Source organism: Pedobacter sp. 22226, from assembly GCF_052045455.1.
Taxonomy (GTDB): Bacteria; Bacteroidota; Bacteroidia; order Sphingobacteriales; family Sphingobacteriaceae; genus Pedobacter; species Pedobacter jeongneungensis.
Genome location: NZ_JBQEPB010000003.1, coordinates 50,906 through 69,389, shown reverse-complemented (window position 1 = coordinate 69,389; position 18,484 = coordinate 50,906). Strand labels below are relative to the sequence as shown.

Here is an 18,484-nt window from a genome sequence, read left to right as displayed (position 1 = left end):
TTGCAGAAAAATGGATTTTAAAGCACAGTTATTGGCAGGTATTCCGTCGGTTTTACCAGCAAAAAAAATAAGAACTCCACAATTAAGCCATGCGCCGGTGAGGAGAACGGTTTTAAATGCAGAAGAGAAAAAATTAAGTATCAGAAATGCCTTACGTTATTTTCCTGAAGCCTGGCATCAGGAACTTGCACAAGAGTTTTTACAAGAGCTTGAAAACTACGGGCACATTTATATGTACCGTTTTATGCCTGATTACGCCATTTATGCCAGGCCGATAACAGAATACCCATGCCATACACAGCATGCTGCCGCCATTATGCTCATGATCCAGAATAATTTAGATCCGGCCATCGCACAGCATCCTGAAGAACTGATTACCTATGGTGGGAATGGAAGTGTATTCCAGAATTGGGCACAATATTTAATCACCATGCAATACCTCGCCACCATGACTGATCAGCAAACGCTGAACATTTATAGCGGGCACCCACAGGGATTATTCCCTTCAAATGCTGCGGCACCGCGTGTGGTGGTAACCAATGGTATGATGGTGCCGAACTATTCTTCGCCCGAAGATCTTGAAAAATTTAATGCTTTAGGAGTAACCCAATACGGGCAGATGACCGCCGGCTCGTATATGTACATCGGGCCACAGGGCATTGTTCATGGTACGGCAATAACTTTAATGAATGCTTTTCGTAAAAAGGGTTTTTACGGAAAAGATGTGGCCGGAAAAATTTTTCTTACAGCAGGTTTAGGTGGCATGAGCGGTGCCCAAACCAAAGCCGGCAATATTGTGGGCTGCATTACAGTTTGTGCAGAAGTTAATCCTAAGGCTGCAACCAAAAGACACCAGCAAGGTTGGGTAGACGAGCTGATTGATCATTTAGATAAGCTGGTAAAAAGGGTTTTATGGGCTCAACATGAAAAACAAACAGTTTCATTGGCCTATATTGGTAACGTGGTGGATGTTTGGGAACGTTTTGATCAGGAAAATATCGAAATTACCATCGGTTCTGACCAAACTTCGCTTCATAATCCGTATTCTGGTGGCTATTATCCTGCAGGTTTAAGTTTCGAAGAATCTAACGAAATGATGGCGAATGCAGCGGATCAGTTTAAACTTAACGTTCAGAATTCATTAAAAAGACAGGCGAACAGCGTTAATAGACATACTGCAAAAGGAACCTACTTTTTCGATTATGGAAATGCCTTTTTGCTGGAATGCAGCAGGGCTGGGGCTGATGTGATGGCGGGCAATGGAGTTGATTTCAGGTATCCATCTTATGTAGAAGATATTTTAGGCCCATTGTGTTTCGATTACGGTTTCGGTCCCTTTAGGTGGGTTTGTGCTTCGGGCAATGAGGCAGACCTCGATTTAACTGATCGCATGGCGAAAGAAGTGCTGGAAGAAATCAAATTTACTGCTCCACCAGAAATACAACAGCAATTACAGGATAACATCAACTGGATTACTGCAGCAAAAGAAAACAGATTGGTAGTAGGCTCTAAGGCACGTATTTTATATGCTGATGCTGAAGGAAGGGCAAAAATTGCTTTGCGATTTAATGAAGCCATTAAAACGGGCGAATTATCGGCACCGGTTATTTTAGGCAGGGATCATCATGATGTGAGCGGAACAGATTCGCCTTTTAGGGAAACGAGCAATATTTACGATGGAAGCAGGTTTACTGCAGATATGGCCATCCACAATGTGATTGGTGATAGTTTCAGAGGCGCAACCTGGGTTTCAATTCATAATGGTGGTGGTGTAGGCTGGGGTGAAGTAATTAACGGTGGTTTCGGAATGGTACTGGACGGAACTGAACAAGCTGCAGAAAAATTACAGAACATGCTTTTTTATGATGTAAATAATGGAATTGCCAGAAGAAGCTGGGCCCGTAATCAAGAAGCCCGCTTTGCTATAGAACGTGAAATGCAACGCACCGGTACTTTAAAAATTACGCTTCCGAATTTGGTTGATGATGGAGTGTTGAATGGATTGGGGATAAGGTAGATTTCTACTCTAGAGAATACCTTTGTTGTCATGCTGAACGTAGTGAAGAATCTTGGGGTTTAAAAAAGATTCTTCGTTTCACTACCATTGACAGATTCCTATAGAAAAGTTGTCATTGCGAGGAGGAACGATGAAGCAATCTTTCTAACGAGGATCGCTAGCAGGAAAGATTGCTTCGTCGGCTGAAAAAGCCTTCTCGCAATGACGAAAAAAATGCAATAACTTTACCCTAATGGCAGTGTGAAATGAAAAACAGAACCTTTGCCTTCTTCGCTTTCTGCCCATATTTTACCATGATGCCTTTCGATAATTTCGGCGCTTAAATAAAGTCCGATTCCGAACCCTGAAATGGTATGGTTGCCCTTTACACGGTAATAACGCTCAAAAAGTTTATCGATATCATCAGGTTTTATGCCTATGCCTTCATCTTTAATCTGGATTTCGACCTCGGTATCGCGCAATTTACAGGTAACTTCGATACGGGTACCGTTATCTGAATATTTTAAGCCATTACTGATCAGGTTCGAAATTACATTCCCGATTTTATCGCGGTCGGCATGTATGGTTACTTCACAGGTTGGATTTAATATAATCTGATGTGAAGATTGCGAAATGTAAGTTTCCTCAATGGTTTCTTTCAATAATTCATCTAAGCTAAAATCGGTTTTTTCGATTAATAATTTACCAGATTCCAATCGAGATACATTTAAGAAACCGTTAATCATCGTCGTCATTTTTCTGATCTGGCTGTGTGCCTTATCTAAAGCAACAATCGCATAATTATCTTCGTCTTTCTTGGCTTTACGCTGCAAAACCTGCACAAAACCATTTATAGCGGTTAAAGGCGTTTTTAATTCATGACTCACCATTCCGATGAAATCATTTTTACGGAGTTCATCTAATTTTTGCTCTGTAATGTCGATAAATAACCCCGAATATTCGGTTGCATTTCCATGTTGATCTACAAATACCCTTCCCGTGGCCCTCACCCATTTTTCTTCACCTGTAATTAAATTGTTGATCGGATACTCGGTATCGCTTGATGAATGATTTTTTAAGGCATTCTCCAGAGCTATATTGAGCATATTATGATAATCAGGGTTAACGGCCTGCATAATTGCCTCCATTTCTGCAGGTTGATCAATAGGTAAGCCTAATAATTCCTTAACAAATCCGGACATACTTATCTCAAGCGTTTTTGGATTTATACTCCAGGTGCCCATTCTACCGGTTTCTATTGCCTGGCGAAGTTTTTCTTCGCTATCAGCCAGTTTATTTACATACTGGATCAGGTCTTCATGTGTTTGGGCCAGTTCTTCATTTGTGGTGGCCAGTTCCTCATTTGCAGCAGCCATTTCCATGTTAATGTCCTGAAGTTCTTCCTGATGAAGTTTTCGCTCTGTAATATCAGGGCTTACCGTAGCCATGGCAATCACTTCATCGTTTTCTTCATTTTTAATTGCGAAACCATTCCATTCAATCCAAAAAGGTTTTCCTGTTTCCTCATTCCAGAAACGGATTTCCTCCCTAAAATTCTGATTATGCAGAATCCCCGGTAAAAGTTGCTCTGCAGCTGACCGGTCATCAGGAAAAACACAATCTAAAATTGTTCTGTTGGTAATGCTTTTCCATCCCAGCTTCTTTATTGCAGCAGGGTTGAGGTACTGGATAGACATATCCAACTCTACCAGGCCTATAAATTCTGAGCTGGCCTCAATTAGCTTGCTCAGGTTTAACCTTTCCAGCTCAATCAGTTTTCGTTCGGTAATGTCAACGCACGAACTGATGTAGCCGGCAAAAGATCCATCGGCATGAAAACGCGGCGGCGCACTGGCCAGCAACCACCTGTAATCGCCTTTTTTGCTCAGGATCCTGAATTCGCCCACAAATGATTTTTTCTCAGCAAGCGCAGATAAATAAGCTTGTTTGTACTGATCACGGTCTTCCGGGTGGATTAAACTCGTCCAGTCGAAAGCCAGCAGTTCATTTGCCGACCGGCCTGTTAAATCTGTCCAGGGTTTATTAAAATATATTGCATTTCCATTTTCATCGCCAACGGCAATAAAAATATCTGTGCCTTCTGCCATGGTTTTAAAGCGTTTTTCACTTTCCGAAAGCTGGTTAAAGCGTTCTAAAACCCTTAATTCCAGTTCATTATTTAAAACGTGTAATGTTTCTTGTGTTTCCTGGAGCTCTTCATTTGTGGCCACCAGTTCTTCATTCGTTGCTGCAAGTTCTTCTACAGTTGCCGCAAGTTCCTCATTTAAAGCTTGCTCACGTTCAAGTGCTTCGGCTTTTTCACGTTCTCTTTCCAGTGCTTCCTCTCTGAGTACCCGTTCGGTTACATCAATTGCAGTGTGTAAAATGCAAATGGTTTTCCCGTCATTATCTTTAATTGCGCGGTACTCAAAGTCAAAATAAAAAGTTTTGAGCTCGCCTTCAATCATGATATCAGCAGCCGTATCTTTTCCGGAAATGACCAATCCCTCCAGCCATACTTTTCTGAACATTTCGATAAAAGGCTGGCCTTTTAGTTCGGGTAAAGCATCTTCTAACGATTTTCCGATAATGCTCCTGTCTTTCCCCCAGATCCTGAGCATGGCATCATTTGCAGCCTGGATTATTGCCGTTTCTCCAACATGAACAGCTGTTGCTGTATAGGTTAGGTTAAAAACTTCTATTAATTTATCGTTATTTAAAAAATGACTTGACTGACTCATTACGGGACTTTAAGGGGCTAATCTAAAATAAATATTTATCTAAGTTTCAAAATAAATTTAAATCATAAACCTGCGTATCAATATTTTTTTGATATAAACTATATACTAACCATAACCTCCTTAAAAAGGTTTTTAATTACATGAATTTCTGATGCGTATTGCGTGTTTTTCCTACAACCAAAATATAATATATTTTTTAGGGGAGTAGTACCTTGCCAAATCACCTTGATTTTTTCTTCTTCCACTTCTTTTTTGCACAGGAAATCCGGGATAATGGCCAGGCCTTTTCCACCAGAAAGACATCTGACAATGGAGTTGAGATTGGGTACAATATAATTTGGCCTGAAATCGGCCCGTTTACCGAAATTAAGCTGCCAAAAACGTAAAAGGTGCTCCATATCGCCTGCCGTGCCATACCATTTCTGCTGTTTTAACCATTCTTCCATCGCCGACAAATCATTTTTCTTTGCCAGCCCTGCAAAAGCCTGTCCGTCAGTTTCTATTCCGCCTACCAAAACAATCGTTTCAGAAGAAAAGGCTTCATGTTCTATATTGGGCGAATTTCCTTTCTGTGGCGTAATAATCAGGTCTAAAATTCCCTTATCCAGTTGATCGAGCATTTCAGGATATTCGCCAAAGCGGATAATCACATTAAAGGGCAGGGTAGAGATATACTGTTCGAGGGTAATCTGAAAAGTTTCAAAGCACATGCCCACACTAATGGTTGGCGTATGTTTCTCGGTACTTTTCTGAAAGTGTTTTTCCGCATCTTCAAGTTTGGCCAGTGGCTCTACGATAAAATTATAAAGCACCTTTCCTTTTTCGGTCGGGATCATTTTCCGGCCGGTACGTTCAAATAGTTTGTACCCTACATAACTTTCCAAAGAGCTTAAGTGCAAACTTACCCCAGGCTGCGAAATAAACAGGCTTTCGGCGGCGCCCGTTAAAGTTCCTGTTTTATAAATCGCTTTAAAACTTCTGTACCATTCTAAATTAACCATATTTTGCTATTATAATTCTGATACAAAGCTATGAATTAACTTGTTTTGATAATAGCTTTAAGTGCGGTAATTTTGTCTTATCAAAATAGAAAAAACGAAATGACAAAAATATTCATCATCAACGGAGGACAAAAGTTTGGACACTCCGGCGGAAGATTTAATGAAACTATAGCCAATGCAACAGCTGATTTTTTTTCATCACAGGATGGTTTCGAGGTAAAAACCACCAATATCAACCATGATTACGATCCCAAAGGGGAAGTAGAAAAATATGTGTGGGCCGACGTAGTGATTTACCATACACCAATCTGGTGGTTCCAGTTGCCTCATGGGTTTAAGAAATATATTGATGTGGTTTTTACCGAGGGACATAAAAAAGGAATTTATGTAAGCGATGGCCGCAAGGCTGATAACCCCACCCGAAATTATGGTACGGGCGGCATGTTACATGGCCGTAAATACATGGTAACCTCCTCATGGAATGCACCAAAAGAAGCATTTACTTTGCCAGAAGAGTTTTTTATGGAAACCAGTGTAGATGATGGCGTACTGTTCGGCTTCCATAGAATGAACGCTTTTACAGGAATGCAACGGATTGATGGCATCCATTTTCATGATGTAGAAAAAAATGCCGATATCAATAGTGCACTGCAACAACACGAGGAACATTTAACCCGAAATTTTTTAAATACCGAAGTATATGAGCATTTATCTGACAGCAATAGTTAAGGGTAAACCGGATACCGTAAATCCGCTAAGAACTGTTTTATTGAATATGGTTGCTAATTCGCGCAAGGAAGAAGCCTGTATCCAATACGATCTGCACGAAGCTGCCGGTGATTTAACTTTTATCTTCCAGGAAGAATGGAAAGATCAGTCGGGTTTGGATTTGCATAATCAACAGCCGTATATTCTGGCTTTTGTAGAACAGGCAGGTGCCCTTACAGATGACATTATAATTTATAAAACTGAAAAACTGGCCTGATTACAGTTTTGCACGTCGCGAAGTTAAGGCAGAACCCGCTGAAGCAATAACCACAAAAGCTACAGCAAAACATTCTTTAAGTGTAAGGTATTCTTGTAAGAAAACCAAGGCTGCCAGCGAAGCCATGGCTGGTTCGAGACTCATTAAAATACTAAAAGTGCGTGCAGGAATTTGCTTAAGGGCCTTCATTTCGAGGGTAAACGGGATAGCGCTTGACAGTAGCGCAAGCGCTGCTCCCAAACCCAGTAATTTTGGATTTAAGCTACTTAAACCGCCACCTAAAATGCCGAAAGGTAAAATTACAATGGTGGCAAATAGCATCCCGATGGCAACGGCATCACCACCTTTCATTATTTTCGAAATTCTGCCGCCCAAAATAATATAGCCTGCCCAAAACACACCGGCTAAAAGTGCCAGTGATACACCGCTTATGTTCAATCCGGTGCCTGTCCACGGGGTGATGAGTATAATACCCGTTGCGGCCAATATTACCCAGATAAAATCAATAGCTTTTTTAGAACCAAAAATGGCTAAAACCAATGGGCCAACAAATTCTAAAGTTACGCCTAAACCAATCGGGATCCTTGCAATGGCCATGTAAAATACCATGTTCATTACGCCTAAACATACCCCATAAAGGATAACATATTTCCATTGTTTGGCATTTAACTTAAACAGGTTGGGCCTGAAAGCGATGAGTAAAATTACGGCTGATAAACCTATCCGTAAGGATGCGGTAGCAGCGGCACCAATTTGTGGAAAAAGCCCTTTTGCAATTGCCGCACCACACTGTACACTGATAATAGACAGTAAAACAGCCGGAATTGGTGGAATATTAATTTTGCTTTTCATCAGGGCGCCAGTAAATCGAGGCGCAAAATTACGGAATTATAATCTCCCAATTTTTTTAAATAAAAAAAGGGAGAATCAGATTACACCAATTCTCCCTTCGTTAAAGCTCAGACGTTTGTTAGCAGAATAATTCCTGCTCGTCTCGGTTTTCGGTAGGTATTTTTTTCAAAAAGTCATCAAACGATGGTCCGTCGTTATCAGAATAGATACCATAAGCGTCTAGTATATACCCAATGTTTTTATCCTGATCTTCTAACAGATACAAAACAGAGTTATCTGCAGGATCCGAATCGCCTTCAAAGCGATAGGTTTTAACAATGGTTAAATCCTCAGGTTTATAAATTTTGCCGAGCGATTTACTCTGCATTTTACCATGATCGGACATTTTTAGTTCATTATCTTTTCCTTTCAGCCTCAATTTCTCTAAAATTTGACTCAAAGTGTTCATTGCAATTGGCTGTTCCATAGTTATACGATTTTATACTGATTAAACAAGTGGCACTGGAAATGGTTTTACCAGCATCTATTTTAGATCAAACTAAATGATTGTCAATGTGTTTCGTTAGTAAACTAAATTTAATAAAATGAAAAAATATCTTTTAAGCTTAGCCATTGCGGCTGTGGCATTAGTAAGTGCCTGTACCAAAACCGAAAAAGAGATTGCCCAGGCAACTTTAATAGAAACGGCCGATAACAGTAAAACCATCGGCACAGCAAAGTTTTATGAACTGAGCGACGGAAAAATTAAAATGGATATCGAGATGAATTTTACTGCCCGTGCGGATAGCAATGTAGCGGTACATTTTCACGAACATGGCGATTGCGGCAATATGGGCGAAAATACGCATGGGCACTGGAACCCGACTAAAGAGGCTCATGGGAAATGGGGATCGGCAGCATACCATAGCGGCGATATTGGTAATATTAAATTAGATAGTAAAGGCCACGCCACGCTTTCGGTTACTACCGACCGATGGAGCATTAAAGACGGCGATGTTAAAAATATTATTGGCAGGGGAATTATTGTACATGGCGGTACCGATGATTATACCACACAACCAACAGGCAACTCCGGACCACGGGTAGGCTGCGGTGTTATTGAGGCAGTGAAATAATTTTGTATTAATCTGATCGTCATTGCAAGAAGGCTTTTTCAGCCGACAGCATGCCCCGCTTTTTGGGGAAGCCATCTTAATGCGGTAGCTATAAACCACAGTTTTAAGATTCGGGATTTCTTCTTGCAATGACAACTTTTATAAAGCGGTTAATTTTTAACCGCTTTTTTTATGCAATTTGATCAAGGTTGTCATCATCATTAAAAAAATCTAAATCATTATGGCAACTTTAAACGAATCTCAAAGCGGCAAGGCCGTAAAAGGAAGAACCAAAAAAGCAACCCCAAAAGTAGATCTTACCGCCATGGTAGACCTGATGTTTTTATTAACTACATTTTTTATGCTCACCACAACCTTGGGCCAATTAAATGCTGCAGATATTGCAAAGCCAGATAAGACACTGCCGGATGTAATAGAAAAGTATCCCGAATCGCGCACCATGACCATTGTACTGGGAAAAGATAACAAAGCGGTTTCGTACATGGGCACGATTGAAAAGGCCAATATGAAAGTGGTTCTGGTTGCAGATCTTCAGAAAGAAATTAAGTCGAATGAACTACTGGTTGCAGCGGCGCATCAAAATAATCCTGCTAAATACATGATCGTGATTATCAAACCAGGCAAAACAGCAAAGTTTCAAAATTTTGTTGATGTAATTGATGAAATGAAAATTGCCAATATCAAATCCTATGCTATTGACGATGATCATATTACAGAAAAAGAGATCACGTTTATGGAGAAGAATAACTTCTAGATACTGTTTATTCTGACAATCTTACTCATTAATAAGCGAATAAAAAGAATATAGAATCTTTTATTGCTAATGAATAAATTGAATATAAAAACTATTACACTAGTTTTTTAGTAGAGATTGCGTTTTTGAGGCGCTATGGCATTTTTATATAGGTTATCAAGTAGTTGTAGCGTTTTTGCCGGATGTTTAATACTACGTCTGTATAGCTAATATGATTACATTCGTTGAAGTGTTTGGCCAGGCATCAGGCGCATCCCGAAAAGCCTTCAAAAGAGTAGGATCTTAAACTCAAAAAAAATCTAGTATGAAAAGTTTAGAATTAAAAAATCTTGGTGTTAAAGAAATGAACACAACTGAAATGTCGCAAGTAGAAGGTGGCGGTATTGTTAACAATACTTTAAACGAACTTTTAGCTTCACTTTCAGGAGCTTTAAACTCAGTTGGCGCAGATACTTCAACATTTTTGAACAAAACAGTAACCAATGTTTTGAAACTTGTTTGGAGTCTATAAGCAATTTATCGTATCCGCTGTTCCGGTTGCCGGGATGGTGGATACCTTAAAATACATACCCTAATGGCGCTAACCAGCTACTCTACAGAAAGAATTTCGAATACCGCTCTTGTTTACCGCGCTCAAATCAGTAAATCGAGCCAGTTAATCTACATTGTTACCGTGGTAGCAATATTAACGGTTTTGATGGCGCTTCCCTTTATTAAAATCCCCATAAGTATTAATGGTACCGGCATTTTACAATCTACTATCGAAAAAACAGAACTTATTGTGCCTGTTAATGGCCGCCTGATAGCATACCGGCTTGCGGATAATAAAAGATTAAAACAGGGTGATACCCTTTTGGCCATTGATGCCGGCCTGCCCAAACAGCAGGACGCTTTGGTAGAAACCCGCAAAAACCAGGTTACCCAATTTTTAAAAGATATTAATGCATTACTGGCATTTAATGGCGGTTCTAATTTACAAACCGGTCAGTACGCGGCTTCATGGCAACAATATGTGCAGGAATTAAAAAATGCCGGTATTGCCAAAAGGCAGGCCACCAGCACCTTTGCGCGTTACAATAAACTTTATCAGAATAAAGTGCTTACGCAATCTGAGTACGAAAAATACAAATACGAACTGGAGCAGGCCGAATCTGCTTATTTAATGGTGCGTACCAAATATAAAACCCAGTGGCAAACCGAAGCAAATGGCTTCAGAAACGAATTGCGTCAGCTTTCCGGTCAACAGGCCGAGCTGAACGAACAGAAAAAACAATATGTTTTACGGGCACCGATTGATGGGTCGGTACAGAACCTGATCGGTTTACAACAAGGTGCCTACGTATTTGCCAATCAAAAAGTTGGGGAAGTTTCGCCTGATGCAGGTTTGGCAGCCTATTGCTACATCAATCCGGCAGATATAGGCCTGATCAGAAAAGGGCAGGAAGTACATTTCCAGATTAACGCCTACAACTACAACCAATGGGGCCTTGCGGTGGGTAAAGTAATTGATATTTCGGACGATATTGTCATTTTAAATGGAAACCAGCCCGCTTTTAAGGTAAAATGTTTAATGGATAAAAATTTCCTGAAATTAAAAAACGGTTACAAAGGCTACCTTAAAAAAGGAATGAACTTTACGGCCCGTTTTAAGGTAACAGACCGAAGCTTATATCAGTTGCTTTACGATAAAGTGGATGATTGGGTTAACCCAAACCTGATTCAAAAAATATAACAGGCCATGAGTACAAAAGTAAAGCAACGTGATATTACAGATTGTGGGGCGGCTTGTCTGGCTTCAATTGCCTCCCATTATAAATTAGATCTGGCGGTTGCCCGCATTAGGCAGCTAGCCGGAACGGATAAAAAAGGCACCACCGTTTTAGGCCTTGTAGAAGCCGCCCAGAAATTAGGGTTTGAGGCCAAAGGCGTTAAAGCACCTTTTGATAGTTTATTTAAAATTCCCACGCCAGCCATTGCCCACATTATTGTTAACGATCTCCTGCAGCATTATGTAGTGATTTATAAGGTAAACAGCAAGTTTATAGAGGTGATGGATCCCATGGATGGGAAAGTGCACCGTAAAACGCATAACGAATTTAAAAGGGAATGGACTGGTGCTTTAATATTGTTGCTGCCCTCAGAGAATTTCCAGATCGGCAATGAAAAAAAATCGATCCAGGCAAGGTTCTGGAGTTTGATTAAACCGCATAAAGGTATTTTAACACAGGTTTTATTTGGTGCGGTTGTTTATACCGTATTGGGTTTATCAACTTCTGTTTTCGTACAAAAACTGGTCGATTTTGTGCTGGTAGATGGTAACCATAACCTTTTAAACCTGATGAGCCTCGCCATGATGGTGATCTTATTAGTACAAATGTTTATTGGCTCAGCAAAAACTGTGTTCACCTTAAAAACCGGTCAGTTAATCGATTCTCAGCTTATTTTAGGCTATTATAAACACTTGCTGCGCCTGCCACAACAGTTTTTTGATACCATGCGGGTGGGCGAAATTATTTCAAGAATTAACGATGCGGTAAAAATCAGGACTTTCTTAAACGATGTATGCGTCAATTTTGTAGTGAACGTTTTTATCGTTTTCTTTTCGTTCATCATGATGTTTACCTATTACTGGAAACTCGCACTCATTACGCTTACTGTTATTCCCCTGTATTTTGTAATTTATGTAATTACCGATCGGTTTAACAAACGCACACAACGCAGGTTGATGGAAGATGCTGCCGAGCTCGAATCGCAACTGGTAGAAAGTTTAAATGCAGTAGGAACCATTAAACGTTTTGGCCTGGAAGATCATGCCAACGAAAAAACCGAAACCCGTTTTATCAAATTGCTTCAGGCTGGTTTTAAATCGAATATTAATGCCGTGGTATCGGGAACATCTACCGAATTTATTTCGCGGATGATTACCATTATTCTGCTTTGGGTAGGTGCAGGTTATGTGTTGAGCAATTCGATTACACCAGGAGAGTTATTGTCGTTTTATACCTTGATTGGTTATTTTACAGGGCCGGTTTCATCGCTGATTGGCATGAATAAAACCGTACAGGATGCGGTAATTGCTGCTGATCGTTTGTTCGAAATTATGGACCTGGAGCGCGAAAGTGACGAAAATCAGATCGAATTGAGTACGGATAAAATTGGCGATATCCATTTCGAAAATGTTTCCTTCCGCTACGGTGCAAGGTTGCCTGTTTTCGAAAACCTGAACCTAAGCATTCCGCAGGGAAAATTTACGGCTATTGTAGGCGAAAGCGGGTCGGGAAAATCGACTTTAATGTCGATCCTCCAGAACATTTATCCTATCCAATCCGGGAATGTGCGCATTGGTAAATACGACCTGAAATACATCACTAATTCCTCGCTCCGTAAGATGATATCGGTAGTACCCCAGCAAATCGATTTATTTGCCGGTAATGTAATCGAGAATATTGCCATTGGCGAAGAAGAACCTGATATGCAACGCATTATTGATATTGCTACTAAACTGGGGCTGATTGGTTTTATCGAAGCCTTACCAAAAGGTTTTCAGACTTATCTGGGCGAAAATGGCACTTCTTTATCTGGGGGACAAAGGCAGCGCATTGCCATTGCCAGGGCTTTATACCGTGATCCGGAAATTTTAATATTAGACGAAGCCACTTCATCGCTCGATTCAGTTTCTGAGCAGCATGTACAAAGGATGATCGAACTTTTAAAAGCCGATGAGAAAACCGTAATTGTAATCACGCACCGATCGAGCACGCTGAACAATGCCGATAAAATTATTGTATTAGATAAAGGAGTAGTGGTAGAAGAGGGCAGCCACCGTGAGCTGAAATACCATTTAGCCTAATAAGGCGTTCCGTAGGAACGCTTCACGGGTAGCCAATTGTAAGTTAGCGTTTTCGTCCCGTAGGAACGTTTCGTGTTTTTAAACATGGCCCCATGCCGATTTCATAAGTTTCGCGTAGGGAAAAATATTTATATTATTTTTTGTAAAGCAGTTACAGTAGGATTTAATTTAAAAGATTTCTCCACTGCGGTCGAAATGACGATACTAAAGAAGATTTCTGCCTCCCAAGAACCTCTGACCTGAGTTAAATAAACCCGTCAGTAGCGTGCACCGAACGCAGTGAGGTAAAGCGCATGGCGGGGCTTTCGGAACCGATGTACACAGAACCCTGCTTTTCAAAAACAACTAACTAACTTACGAAGTCTGTCTGGCAGAGTTCCATGCCGACATCATCGGTTTTGAACCAAAAAAAAGGCGTTCTGCAACATTGCAAAACGCCTTTTCTATAAATTTATGTAAATTAAATACCGAAAGCAGCTTTAACCTGATCTACGTAATCTAATTTCTCCCAGGTAAACAGATCAACTGAAACCGTTTTTTCTTCACCGTTTGGTGTTCTGAAAGTTTTGGTAACCGTTTCCGGCGTACGGCCCATGTGTCCGTAAGCAGCAGTTTCGCTATAAATCGGGTTTCTTAATTTTAAACGTTGCTCAATAAAGTAAGGACGCATATCGAAAATCGACTCAACAATTTTAGCAATCTCGCCGTCGGTTTTACCCACTTTGCCTGTTCCGTAAGTGTTGATGTAAATACCCATTGGTTTTGCAACACCGATTGCATAAGATACCTGAACCAGAATTTCGTCGGCAATACCTGCAGCTACCAGGTTTTTAGCGATGTGGCGTGTAGCATAAGCGGCACTTCTGTCAACTTTACTTGGATCTTTACCCGAGAAAGCACCACCACCGTGAGCGCCTTTGCCACCGTAAGTATCAACGATAATTTTTCTACCGGTTAAACCTGTATCGCCATGCGGACCGCCGATTACAAATTTACCGGTTGGGTTAATGTGGTACTCAATTTTATCGTTAAATAAATGTGCGTAAGCCGGATTGTTTTTGATGATTCTTGGAATCAGAATATTTACCAGGTCAGTTTTAATTTTGGCTAACATTGCAGCTTCTTCATCAAAATCATCGTGCTGTGTAGAAATTACAATGGCATCGATGCGAACCGGTTTGTTGTTATCATCGTATTCTAAAGTAACCTGGCTTTTTGCATCAGGGCGTAAATAAGTGATTTCGTTATTTTCGCGGCGTAAAACAGCAAGTTCCTGTAATAATTTATGAGAAAGATTTAATGCCAAAGGCATATAATCTTCGGTTTCGTTGGTGGCATAGCCAAACATCATACCCTGATCGCCCGCACCTTGTTCTTCTTTGCTGCTTCTATCTACACCCTGGTTTATATCCTGCGATTGCTCGTGTATGGCCGATAAAATACCGCAAGAATTGGCCTCGAACATGTATTCGCTTTTGGTGTAACCAATTTTCTTGATTACATCGCGTGCAATTTGTTGTACATCTAAATATGTTTTAGATTTTACCTCACCCGCCAAAATAACCTGACCAGTGGTAACCAAAGTTTCGCAAGCTACCTTTGATTCTGGATCGAAAGCCAAAAAGTTATCAATTAACGCATCCGAAATTTGATCGGCGATTTTATCTGGGTGACCCTCAGAAACAGATTCTGATGTAAATAAATATGACATTTATTAAATAATTAATGATAAATAAACAAATTTATAATTGCCAAACCCCTTGGAAACAGGTGGTAAAATGATTGAAAGGAGGCATTAGCAATTTTTTTAAGTGGTTGCAATCCGGTCCCGAGGTGTCGGGATAGCAAATCAATCCACTTTTTACTGTCGCAAAATTAGCATATTTTCTTTATTTCAAAAATTATAGATTATTTTGTGCACTCAATCTTACACTTTGCACACAAAGATCAATATCCTCTTTATCATAAATCCTATTTCTGGTGGGAGAGGGAAACTGCGTATTCCCGATTTTATCGACAAATACCTGGATAAGGAAAAGTTTAGTCCCAACTTCGTTTTTAGCGAATATGTGGGCCATGCCGGCGAACTGGCCGACGAAGCTGCTACCAAAAATTTCGATGTAATTATTGCTGCTGGCGGCGATGGTACCATTAACGAAGTGGCAAGCAAGGTACTTAAACACAATAAAGTTTTAGGTATTTTACCGCTCGGATCGGGAAACGGCTTAGCGAGGTTCTTAAATATTTCTAAAAATTTAAGGTATGCCCTATCAATTATCAATAATTTTAAAATTGATGAGATTGATACCGCCGAGTTTAACAACAAATGTTTTTTTAACCTGGCGGGGATGGGATTTGATGCCCATTTAAGTTCCGTTTTTTCGAAAGATAAAAAACGCGGATTATCAGGTTATGTTAAACTGGGTTTTCAGGAGGTTTTTAATTATAAGCCGCAAACCTATCAATTGAATATCGACGGGGTTGAATACACCAAAAAAGCTTTTGCCATTAGTATTGCCAATTCATCTCAGTATGGAAACGACGTTTATATCTCGCCAAATGCCTCGGTAAAAGATGGCTTGCTGGATGTTTGCATTATCAAGCCCTTCCCGATAATAAAATTGCCTGTTTTGGGTTATGTAATGTTAAGGGGCAAGGCAGAAAGCTCTGATATGATTGAAATTATTAAAGGAAAAAACATAAAAATTATAAGGGAAAAAGTGGGGGCAGTGCATGTTGATGGCGAACCTTTACAAATGGGAACGGAGATCACAGCGGTGGTGAACCCATTATCGTTAAAAGTGATCGTTCCTTAATTGAGTTTGGAAATAATCTAGCTATTGACCATCAAACTATCAATCATCGACAATTTAGCGTTGAGCGCTAAGCGTAAAGTGGTTGGCGGATATGATCGGCTATTAAACTATGAACTATCAACCATTAACCAATTTAGCGTTGAGCGTCAATTAACCGATTTGCACAATTAACCAGTTAACCAATAAACCATCTTACATCTTCCATATTACATTACTAGCATGAAACCAAAGAAAAACAGTTTAAGCGATCTTGGCGGAATTATGTATTCTACCAATCCCGAATTCGAATACGAAGAAGAAGTTGATGATACCGTTACCTCGCCGAACAACCAGCAGGATTTGAGGGTAATGCTCGATAAAAAGAACCGTGGCGGTAAAGCCGTAACGCTAATTACAGGTTTCAGGGGCCGGTCAGAAGATTTAGAGGTATTGGGCAAAATGCTAAAGACTAAATGCGGTGTAGGCGGCTCGGTTAAAGATGGCGAAATCATGATCCAGGGTGATGTGCGCGATAAAGTAATGGGCATTCTGCAAAAAGATGGCTATAAAGTAAAAAAGGCCGGGGGATAACTGAAAAGTAGTTCCTGCGCCCCGTCATTTCGACTGAAGTGTAACGGAATGGAGAAATCTGATTCGAAAGTTATCATTTTAGTCATCTTTCTTTAAATTCCACCCATCCAGATACAAATACTGCTTCAATCGTTTCTTTTACTAGATTAACCAGATCATATCCTGTTTTAATGTTTCTTAAGCAGATTTTTTGCGAGATGTTTATGAAAAATTAAACGCATGAAAAAGATAATCCTTTCCCTTTTTTTTCTGGTTCTCGCTTTCGTAGTAAATGCACAGAAAACTGGCTATAAAAATTTTTATCCCGGAAGCCTTGGCAACTTTGGGTTTAACATACTTGTTACTATTGATGAGTTTACACAAACTGTTGATTATTTTAACTCTATAGCTAATCAGCCTTTAAACAACCTTGTTTATTTAGAAGGATCAAAGGAAATTAATCTTTTCGGATTTATAAATAAAGATAGCTTATCGTTTTATCGATATAATATTGTTGAAAACGATAATAAACAGATTATTTCAGATGCGACACCAAATCAATCGGACATTAAAAGTCTGGATAAAAACCGGGCTCGGATAGATTTGGGAAAATTTAATGTAGAAAACAAAAAACTGACGATTAATCTTTATAAAATTACCAATAGAAGTGAAATAGCAACTATAATTATCTATAATAAAGTGATTAAGCCTGCATTTATTTCATTTGTTACATTAAATGTTAGCACTAAGAAAGGAGCAGTAGTGGAAATGCAGAACAAGAGAAATTCTCCAAATATAGATGTTGACGAGACCACCAAAAATTTAATGATAGCAATTAAAAGTACGGACTTGGATTTTATCTATAGTGTTTACCTTAGAAATAAATTGACAAGAAAAATTGTATTTCGTTCAAATGATTGGATTTATGGTTACATCACGCCTAGAGTACCTTATTTATTAATTGGTGCAGAATATTTTAATAATTCCGGAGATTATGAAGTACTGATTATTCCTAAACTTTCTCAAGGTTTTAATTCAAAATCCATTGAAAAAAGTACCACCCGTTATTCTTTTCATGTAAACAATGTTAGAAGAAAATATTTTTCTGAAAAACAGCTCATCATTTATGGACTCATATTGTGCGCCATAGCAGGAGCAATTTTTGGAGCTATTGTAACTTATATCAAAAAGAAAGAAGCTAAAAAACTGGCTTTACAATATAGAGATAAAGAAATCGCCAAACTCCAGTTAGATTCTGTTCGCTCGCAGTTAAACCCGCACTTTTTATTCAACGCCCTGGCGGGAATTCAAAACCTGATGAACAAAAACGAAACCGATAATGCCAACCGTTACCTCACCAAGTTTGCCCGTCTAACCAGAAATGTATTAGATCATAAAGAACTCATCAGTTTAATATCAGAGAAGACCCTACTGGACGATTACCTGCAAATGGAGCAATTACGTTTCGGGTTTCAGTATCATATTAGTGCTTCGCCTGATCTGGATGTAGAGAATATCGAAATCCCGGCCATGCTTCTGCAGCCTTTTGTAGAAAATGCGGTAAAACATGGTATTGCCGAAAAAGGAAATGATGGAAAAATTGAAATCAGTTTTACAAAAGGGGAGACAGACCTGGTATTAAGCGTAAAAGATAACGGCAATGGTTTCGATACTGCAAAAGATTATACAGGTTTAGGCCTGGCATTGACGAAAAACAGAATATCTTTACTCAATTCGATTTATAAAGAAACTCCGTTTTTATTAGATATGAAAGCGGATGCGCAAGGAACTTTAATTCAGATCACAATTAATCAATGGTTGTAAA

16 protein-coding genes are annotated in these 18,484 nt (G+C 39.6%); 11 read left to right on the top strand and 5 right to left on the bottom strand.

Going from position 1 to position 18,484, the window contains the following annotated elements; translation table 11 throughout:
• Window positions 1-10 precede the first annotated feature (10 nt).
• On the top strand, window positions 11-2,017 hold the full coding sequence (locus ACTJKC_RS07225) for a urocanate hydratase (RefSeq protein WP_440790881.1): 2,007 nt from the start codon (window positions 11-13) through the stop codon (window positions 2,015-2,017).
• A gap of 224 nt (window positions 2,018-2,241) precedes the next feature.
• Here ACTJKC_RS07225 and ACTJKC_RS07220 read toward each other — a convergent pair whose 3' ends face one another.
• Complete coding sequence (locus ACTJKC_RS07220; protein WP_440790880.1) at window positions 2,242-4,737, bottom strand: PAS domain S-box protein; 2,496 nt, start codon at window positions 4,735-4,737, stop codon at window positions 2,242-2,244.
• A 98-nt stretch (window positions 4,738-4,835) separates the two neighbouring features.
• Complete coding sequence (locus ACTJKC_RS07215; RefSeq protein WP_440790879.1) at window positions 4,836-5,738, bottom strand: LysR family transcriptional regulator; 903 nt, start codon at window positions 5,736-5,738, stop codon at window positions 4,836-4,838.
• Window positions 5,739-5,837: 99 nt separating this feature from the next.
• Between ACTJKC_RS07215 and ACTJKC_RS07210 the strand changes: the two genes are divergently transcribed.
• Window positions 5,838-6,467 (top strand): NAD(P)H-dependent oxidoreductase, encoded by a 630-nt coding sequence (locus ACTJKC_RS07210; protein ID WP_440790878.1) that lies wholly within the window; start codon window positions 5,838-5,840, stop codon window positions 6,465-6,467.
• Window positions 6,439-6,723, top strand: coding sequence for a putative quinol monooxygenase (locus ACTJKC_RS07205; RefSeq protein WP_440790877.1), 285 nt, complete (start codon window positions 6,439-6,441; stop codon window positions 6,721-6,723). The genes ACTJKC_RS07210 and ACTJKC_RS07205 overlap by 29 nt, the downstream gene beginning before the upstream one ends.
• On the opposite strand, the gene ACTJKC_RS07200 is transcribed toward ACTJKC_RS07205, so the two are convergent.
• Both ACTJKC_RS07200 and ACTJKC_RS07195 read right to left on the bottom strand, forming a co-directional pair.
• Window positions 6,724-7,575, bottom strand: a complete 852-nt coding sequence (locus ACTJKC_RS07200; protein WP_440790876.1) for an EamA family transporter — start codon at window positions 7,573-7,575, stop codon at window positions 6,724-6,726. It lies immediately after the preceding gene.
• A gap of 118 nt (window positions 7,576-7,693) precedes the next feature.
• The gene (locus ACTJKC_RS07195) at window positions 7,694-8,041 is read right to left on the bottom strand and encodes a hypothetical protein (RefSeq protein ID WP_025141885.1); all 348 of its coding nucleotides are present in this window, start codon (window positions 8,039-8,041) and stop codon (window positions 7,694-7,696) included.
• Between the two features lie 118 nt (window positions 8,042-8,159).
• On the opposite strand from ACTJKC_RS07195, the gene ACTJKC_RS07190 reads away from it, so the two are divergent.
• The 5 genes from ACTJKC_RS07190 (at window position 8,160) to ACTJKC_RS07170 (ending at window position 13,294) form a co-directional block, all read left to right on the top strand.
• On the top strand, window positions 8,160-8,690 hold the full coding sequence (locus ACTJKC_RS07190) for a superoxide dismutase family protein (RefSeq protein WP_440790875.1): 531 nt from the start codon (window positions 8,160-8,162) through the stop codon (window positions 8,688-8,690).
• Between the two features lie 220 nt (window positions 8,691-8,910).
• Window positions 8,911-9,444 carry a biopolymer transporter ExbD gene (locus ACTJKC_RS07185; RefSeq protein ID WP_440790874.1) on the top strand — a complete coding sequence of 178 codons (534 nt, stop codon included), beginning with the start codon at window positions 8,911-8,913 and terminating at the stop codon, window positions 9,442-9,444.
• A gap of 304 nt (window positions 9,445-9,748) precedes the next feature.
• Window positions 9,749-9,955: a bacteriocin gene (locus ACTJKC_RS07180; protein ID WP_440790873.1), complete on the top strand. Its 207-nt coding sequence runs from the start codon at window positions 9,749-9,751 to the stop codon at window positions 9,953-9,955.
• Window positions 9,956-10,018: 63 nt separating this feature from the next.
• The gene (locus ACTJKC_RS07175) at window positions 10,019-11,176 is read left to right on the top strand and encodes an HlyD family secretion protein (protein ID WP_440790872.1); all 1,158 of its coding nucleotides are present in this window, start codon (window positions 10,019-10,021) and stop codon (window positions 11,174-11,176) included.
• Window positions 11,177-11,182: 6 nt separating this feature from the next.
• Window positions 11,183-13,294 (top strand): peptidase domain-containing ABC transporter, encoded by a 2,112-nt coding sequence (locus ACTJKC_RS07170; protein ID WP_440790871.1) that lies wholly within the window; start codon window positions 11,183-11,185, stop codon window positions 13,292-13,294.
• A gap of 460 nt (window positions 13,295-13,754) precedes the next feature.
• On the opposite strand, the gene metK is transcribed toward ACTJKC_RS07170, so the two are convergent.
• Window positions 13,755-15,005: a methionine adenosyltransferase gene (gene metK / locus ACTJKC_RS07165; protein WP_344852355.1), complete on the bottom strand. Its 1,251-nt coding sequence runs from the start codon at window positions 15,003-15,005 to the stop codon at window positions 13,755-13,757.
• 223 nt (window positions 15,006-15,228) lie between these two features.
• Here metK and ACTJKC_RS07160 point away from each other — a divergent pair, with 223 nt between their 5' ends.
• The 3 genes from ACTJKC_RS07160 to ACTJKC_RS07150 all read left to right on the top strand — a co-directional run bounded on the left by ACTJKC_RS07160 (window position 15,229) and on the right by ACTJKC_RS07150 (window position 18,483).
• Window positions 15,229-16,110: a diacylglycerol/lipid kinase family protein gene (locus ACTJKC_RS07160; protein WP_440790870.1), complete on the top strand. Its 882-nt coding sequence runs from the start codon at window positions 15,229-15,231 to the stop codon at window positions 16,108-16,110.
• 219 nt (window positions 16,111-16,329) lie between these two features.
• Window positions 16,330-16,680 carry a translation initiation factor gene (locus ACTJKC_RS07155; RefSeq protein WP_090504011.1) on the top strand — a complete coding sequence of 117 codons (351 nt, stop codon included), beginning with the start codon at window positions 16,330-16,332 and terminating at the stop codon, window positions 16,678-16,680.
• Window positions 16,681-16,899: 219 nt separating this feature from the next.
• Window positions 16,900-18,483 (top strand): sensor histidine kinase, encoded by a 1,584-nt coding sequence (locus ACTJKC_RS07150; RefSeq protein ID WP_440790869.1) that lies wholly within the window; start codon window positions 16,900-16,902, stop codon window positions 18,481-18,483.
• Window position 18,484: the final 1 nt, after the last annotated feature.

Excerpts from the sequence above, each read along its gene's own strand:
- ACTJKC_RS07215 (WP_440790879.1), bottom strand. The coding sequence starts at position 5,738 with ATGGTTAATTTAGAATGGTACAGAAGTTTTAAAGCGATTTATAAAACA.
- ACTJKC_RS07185 (WP_440790874.1), top strand. The coding sequence starts at position 8,911 with ATGGCAACTTTAAACGAATCTCAAAGCGGCAAGGCCGTAAAAGGAAGA.
- ACTJKC_RS07220 (WP_440790880.1), bottom strand. The coding sequence starts at position 4,737 with ATGAGTCAGTCAAGTCATTTTTTAAATAACGATAAATTAATAGAAGTT.
- ACTJKC_RS07170 (WP_440790871.1), top strand. The coding sequence starts at position 11,183 with ATGAGTACAAAAGTAAAGCAACGTGATATTACAGATTGTGGGGCGGCT.
- ACTJKC_RS07225 (WP_440790881.1), top strand. The coding sequence starts at position 11 with ATGGATTTTAAAGCACAGTTATTGGCAGGTATTCCGTCGGTTTTACCA.
- ACTJKC_RS07175 (WP_440790872.1), top strand. The coding sequence starts at position 10,019 with ATGGCGCTAACCAGCTACTCTACAGAAAGAATTTCGAATACCGCTCTT.
- ACTJKC_RS07180 (WP_440790873.1), top strand. The coding sequence starts at position 9,749 with ATGAAAAGTTTAGAATTAAAAAATCTTGGTGTTAAAGAAATGAACACA.
- ACTJKC_RS07150 (WP_440790869.1), top strand. The coding sequence starts at position 16,900 with ATGAAAAAGATAATCCTTTCCCTTTTTTTTCTGGTTCTCGCTTTCGTA.
- ACTJKC_RS07190 (WP_440790875.1), top strand. The coding sequence starts at position 8,160 with ATGAAAAAATATCTTTTAAGCTTAGCCATTGCGGCTGTGGCATTAGTA.
- ACTJKC_RS07195 (WP_025141885.1), bottom strand. The coding sequence starts at position 8,041 with ATGGAACAGCCAATTGCAATGAACACTTTGAGTCAAATTTTAGAGAAA.
- ACTJKC_RS07155 (WP_090504011.1), top strand. The coding sequence starts at position 16,330 with ATGAAACCAAAGAAAAACAGTTTAAGCGATCTTGGCGGAATTATGTAT.
- ACTJKC_RS07210 (WP_440790878.1), top strand. The coding sequence starts at position 5,838 with ATGACAAAAATATTCATCATCAACGGAGGACAAAAGTTTGGACACTCC.
- ACTJKC_RS07205 (WP_440790877.1), top strand. The coding sequence starts at position 6,439 with ATGAGCATTTATCTGACAGCAATAGTTAAGGGTAAACCGGATACCGTA.
- metK (WP_344852355.1), bottom strand. The coding sequence starts at position 15,005 with ATGTCATATTTATTTACATCAGAATCTGTTTCTGAGGGTCACCCAGAT.
- ACTJKC_RS07200 (WP_440790876.1), bottom strand. The coding sequence starts at position 7,575 with ATGAAAAGCAAAATTAATATTCCACCAATTCCGGCTGTTTTACTGTCT.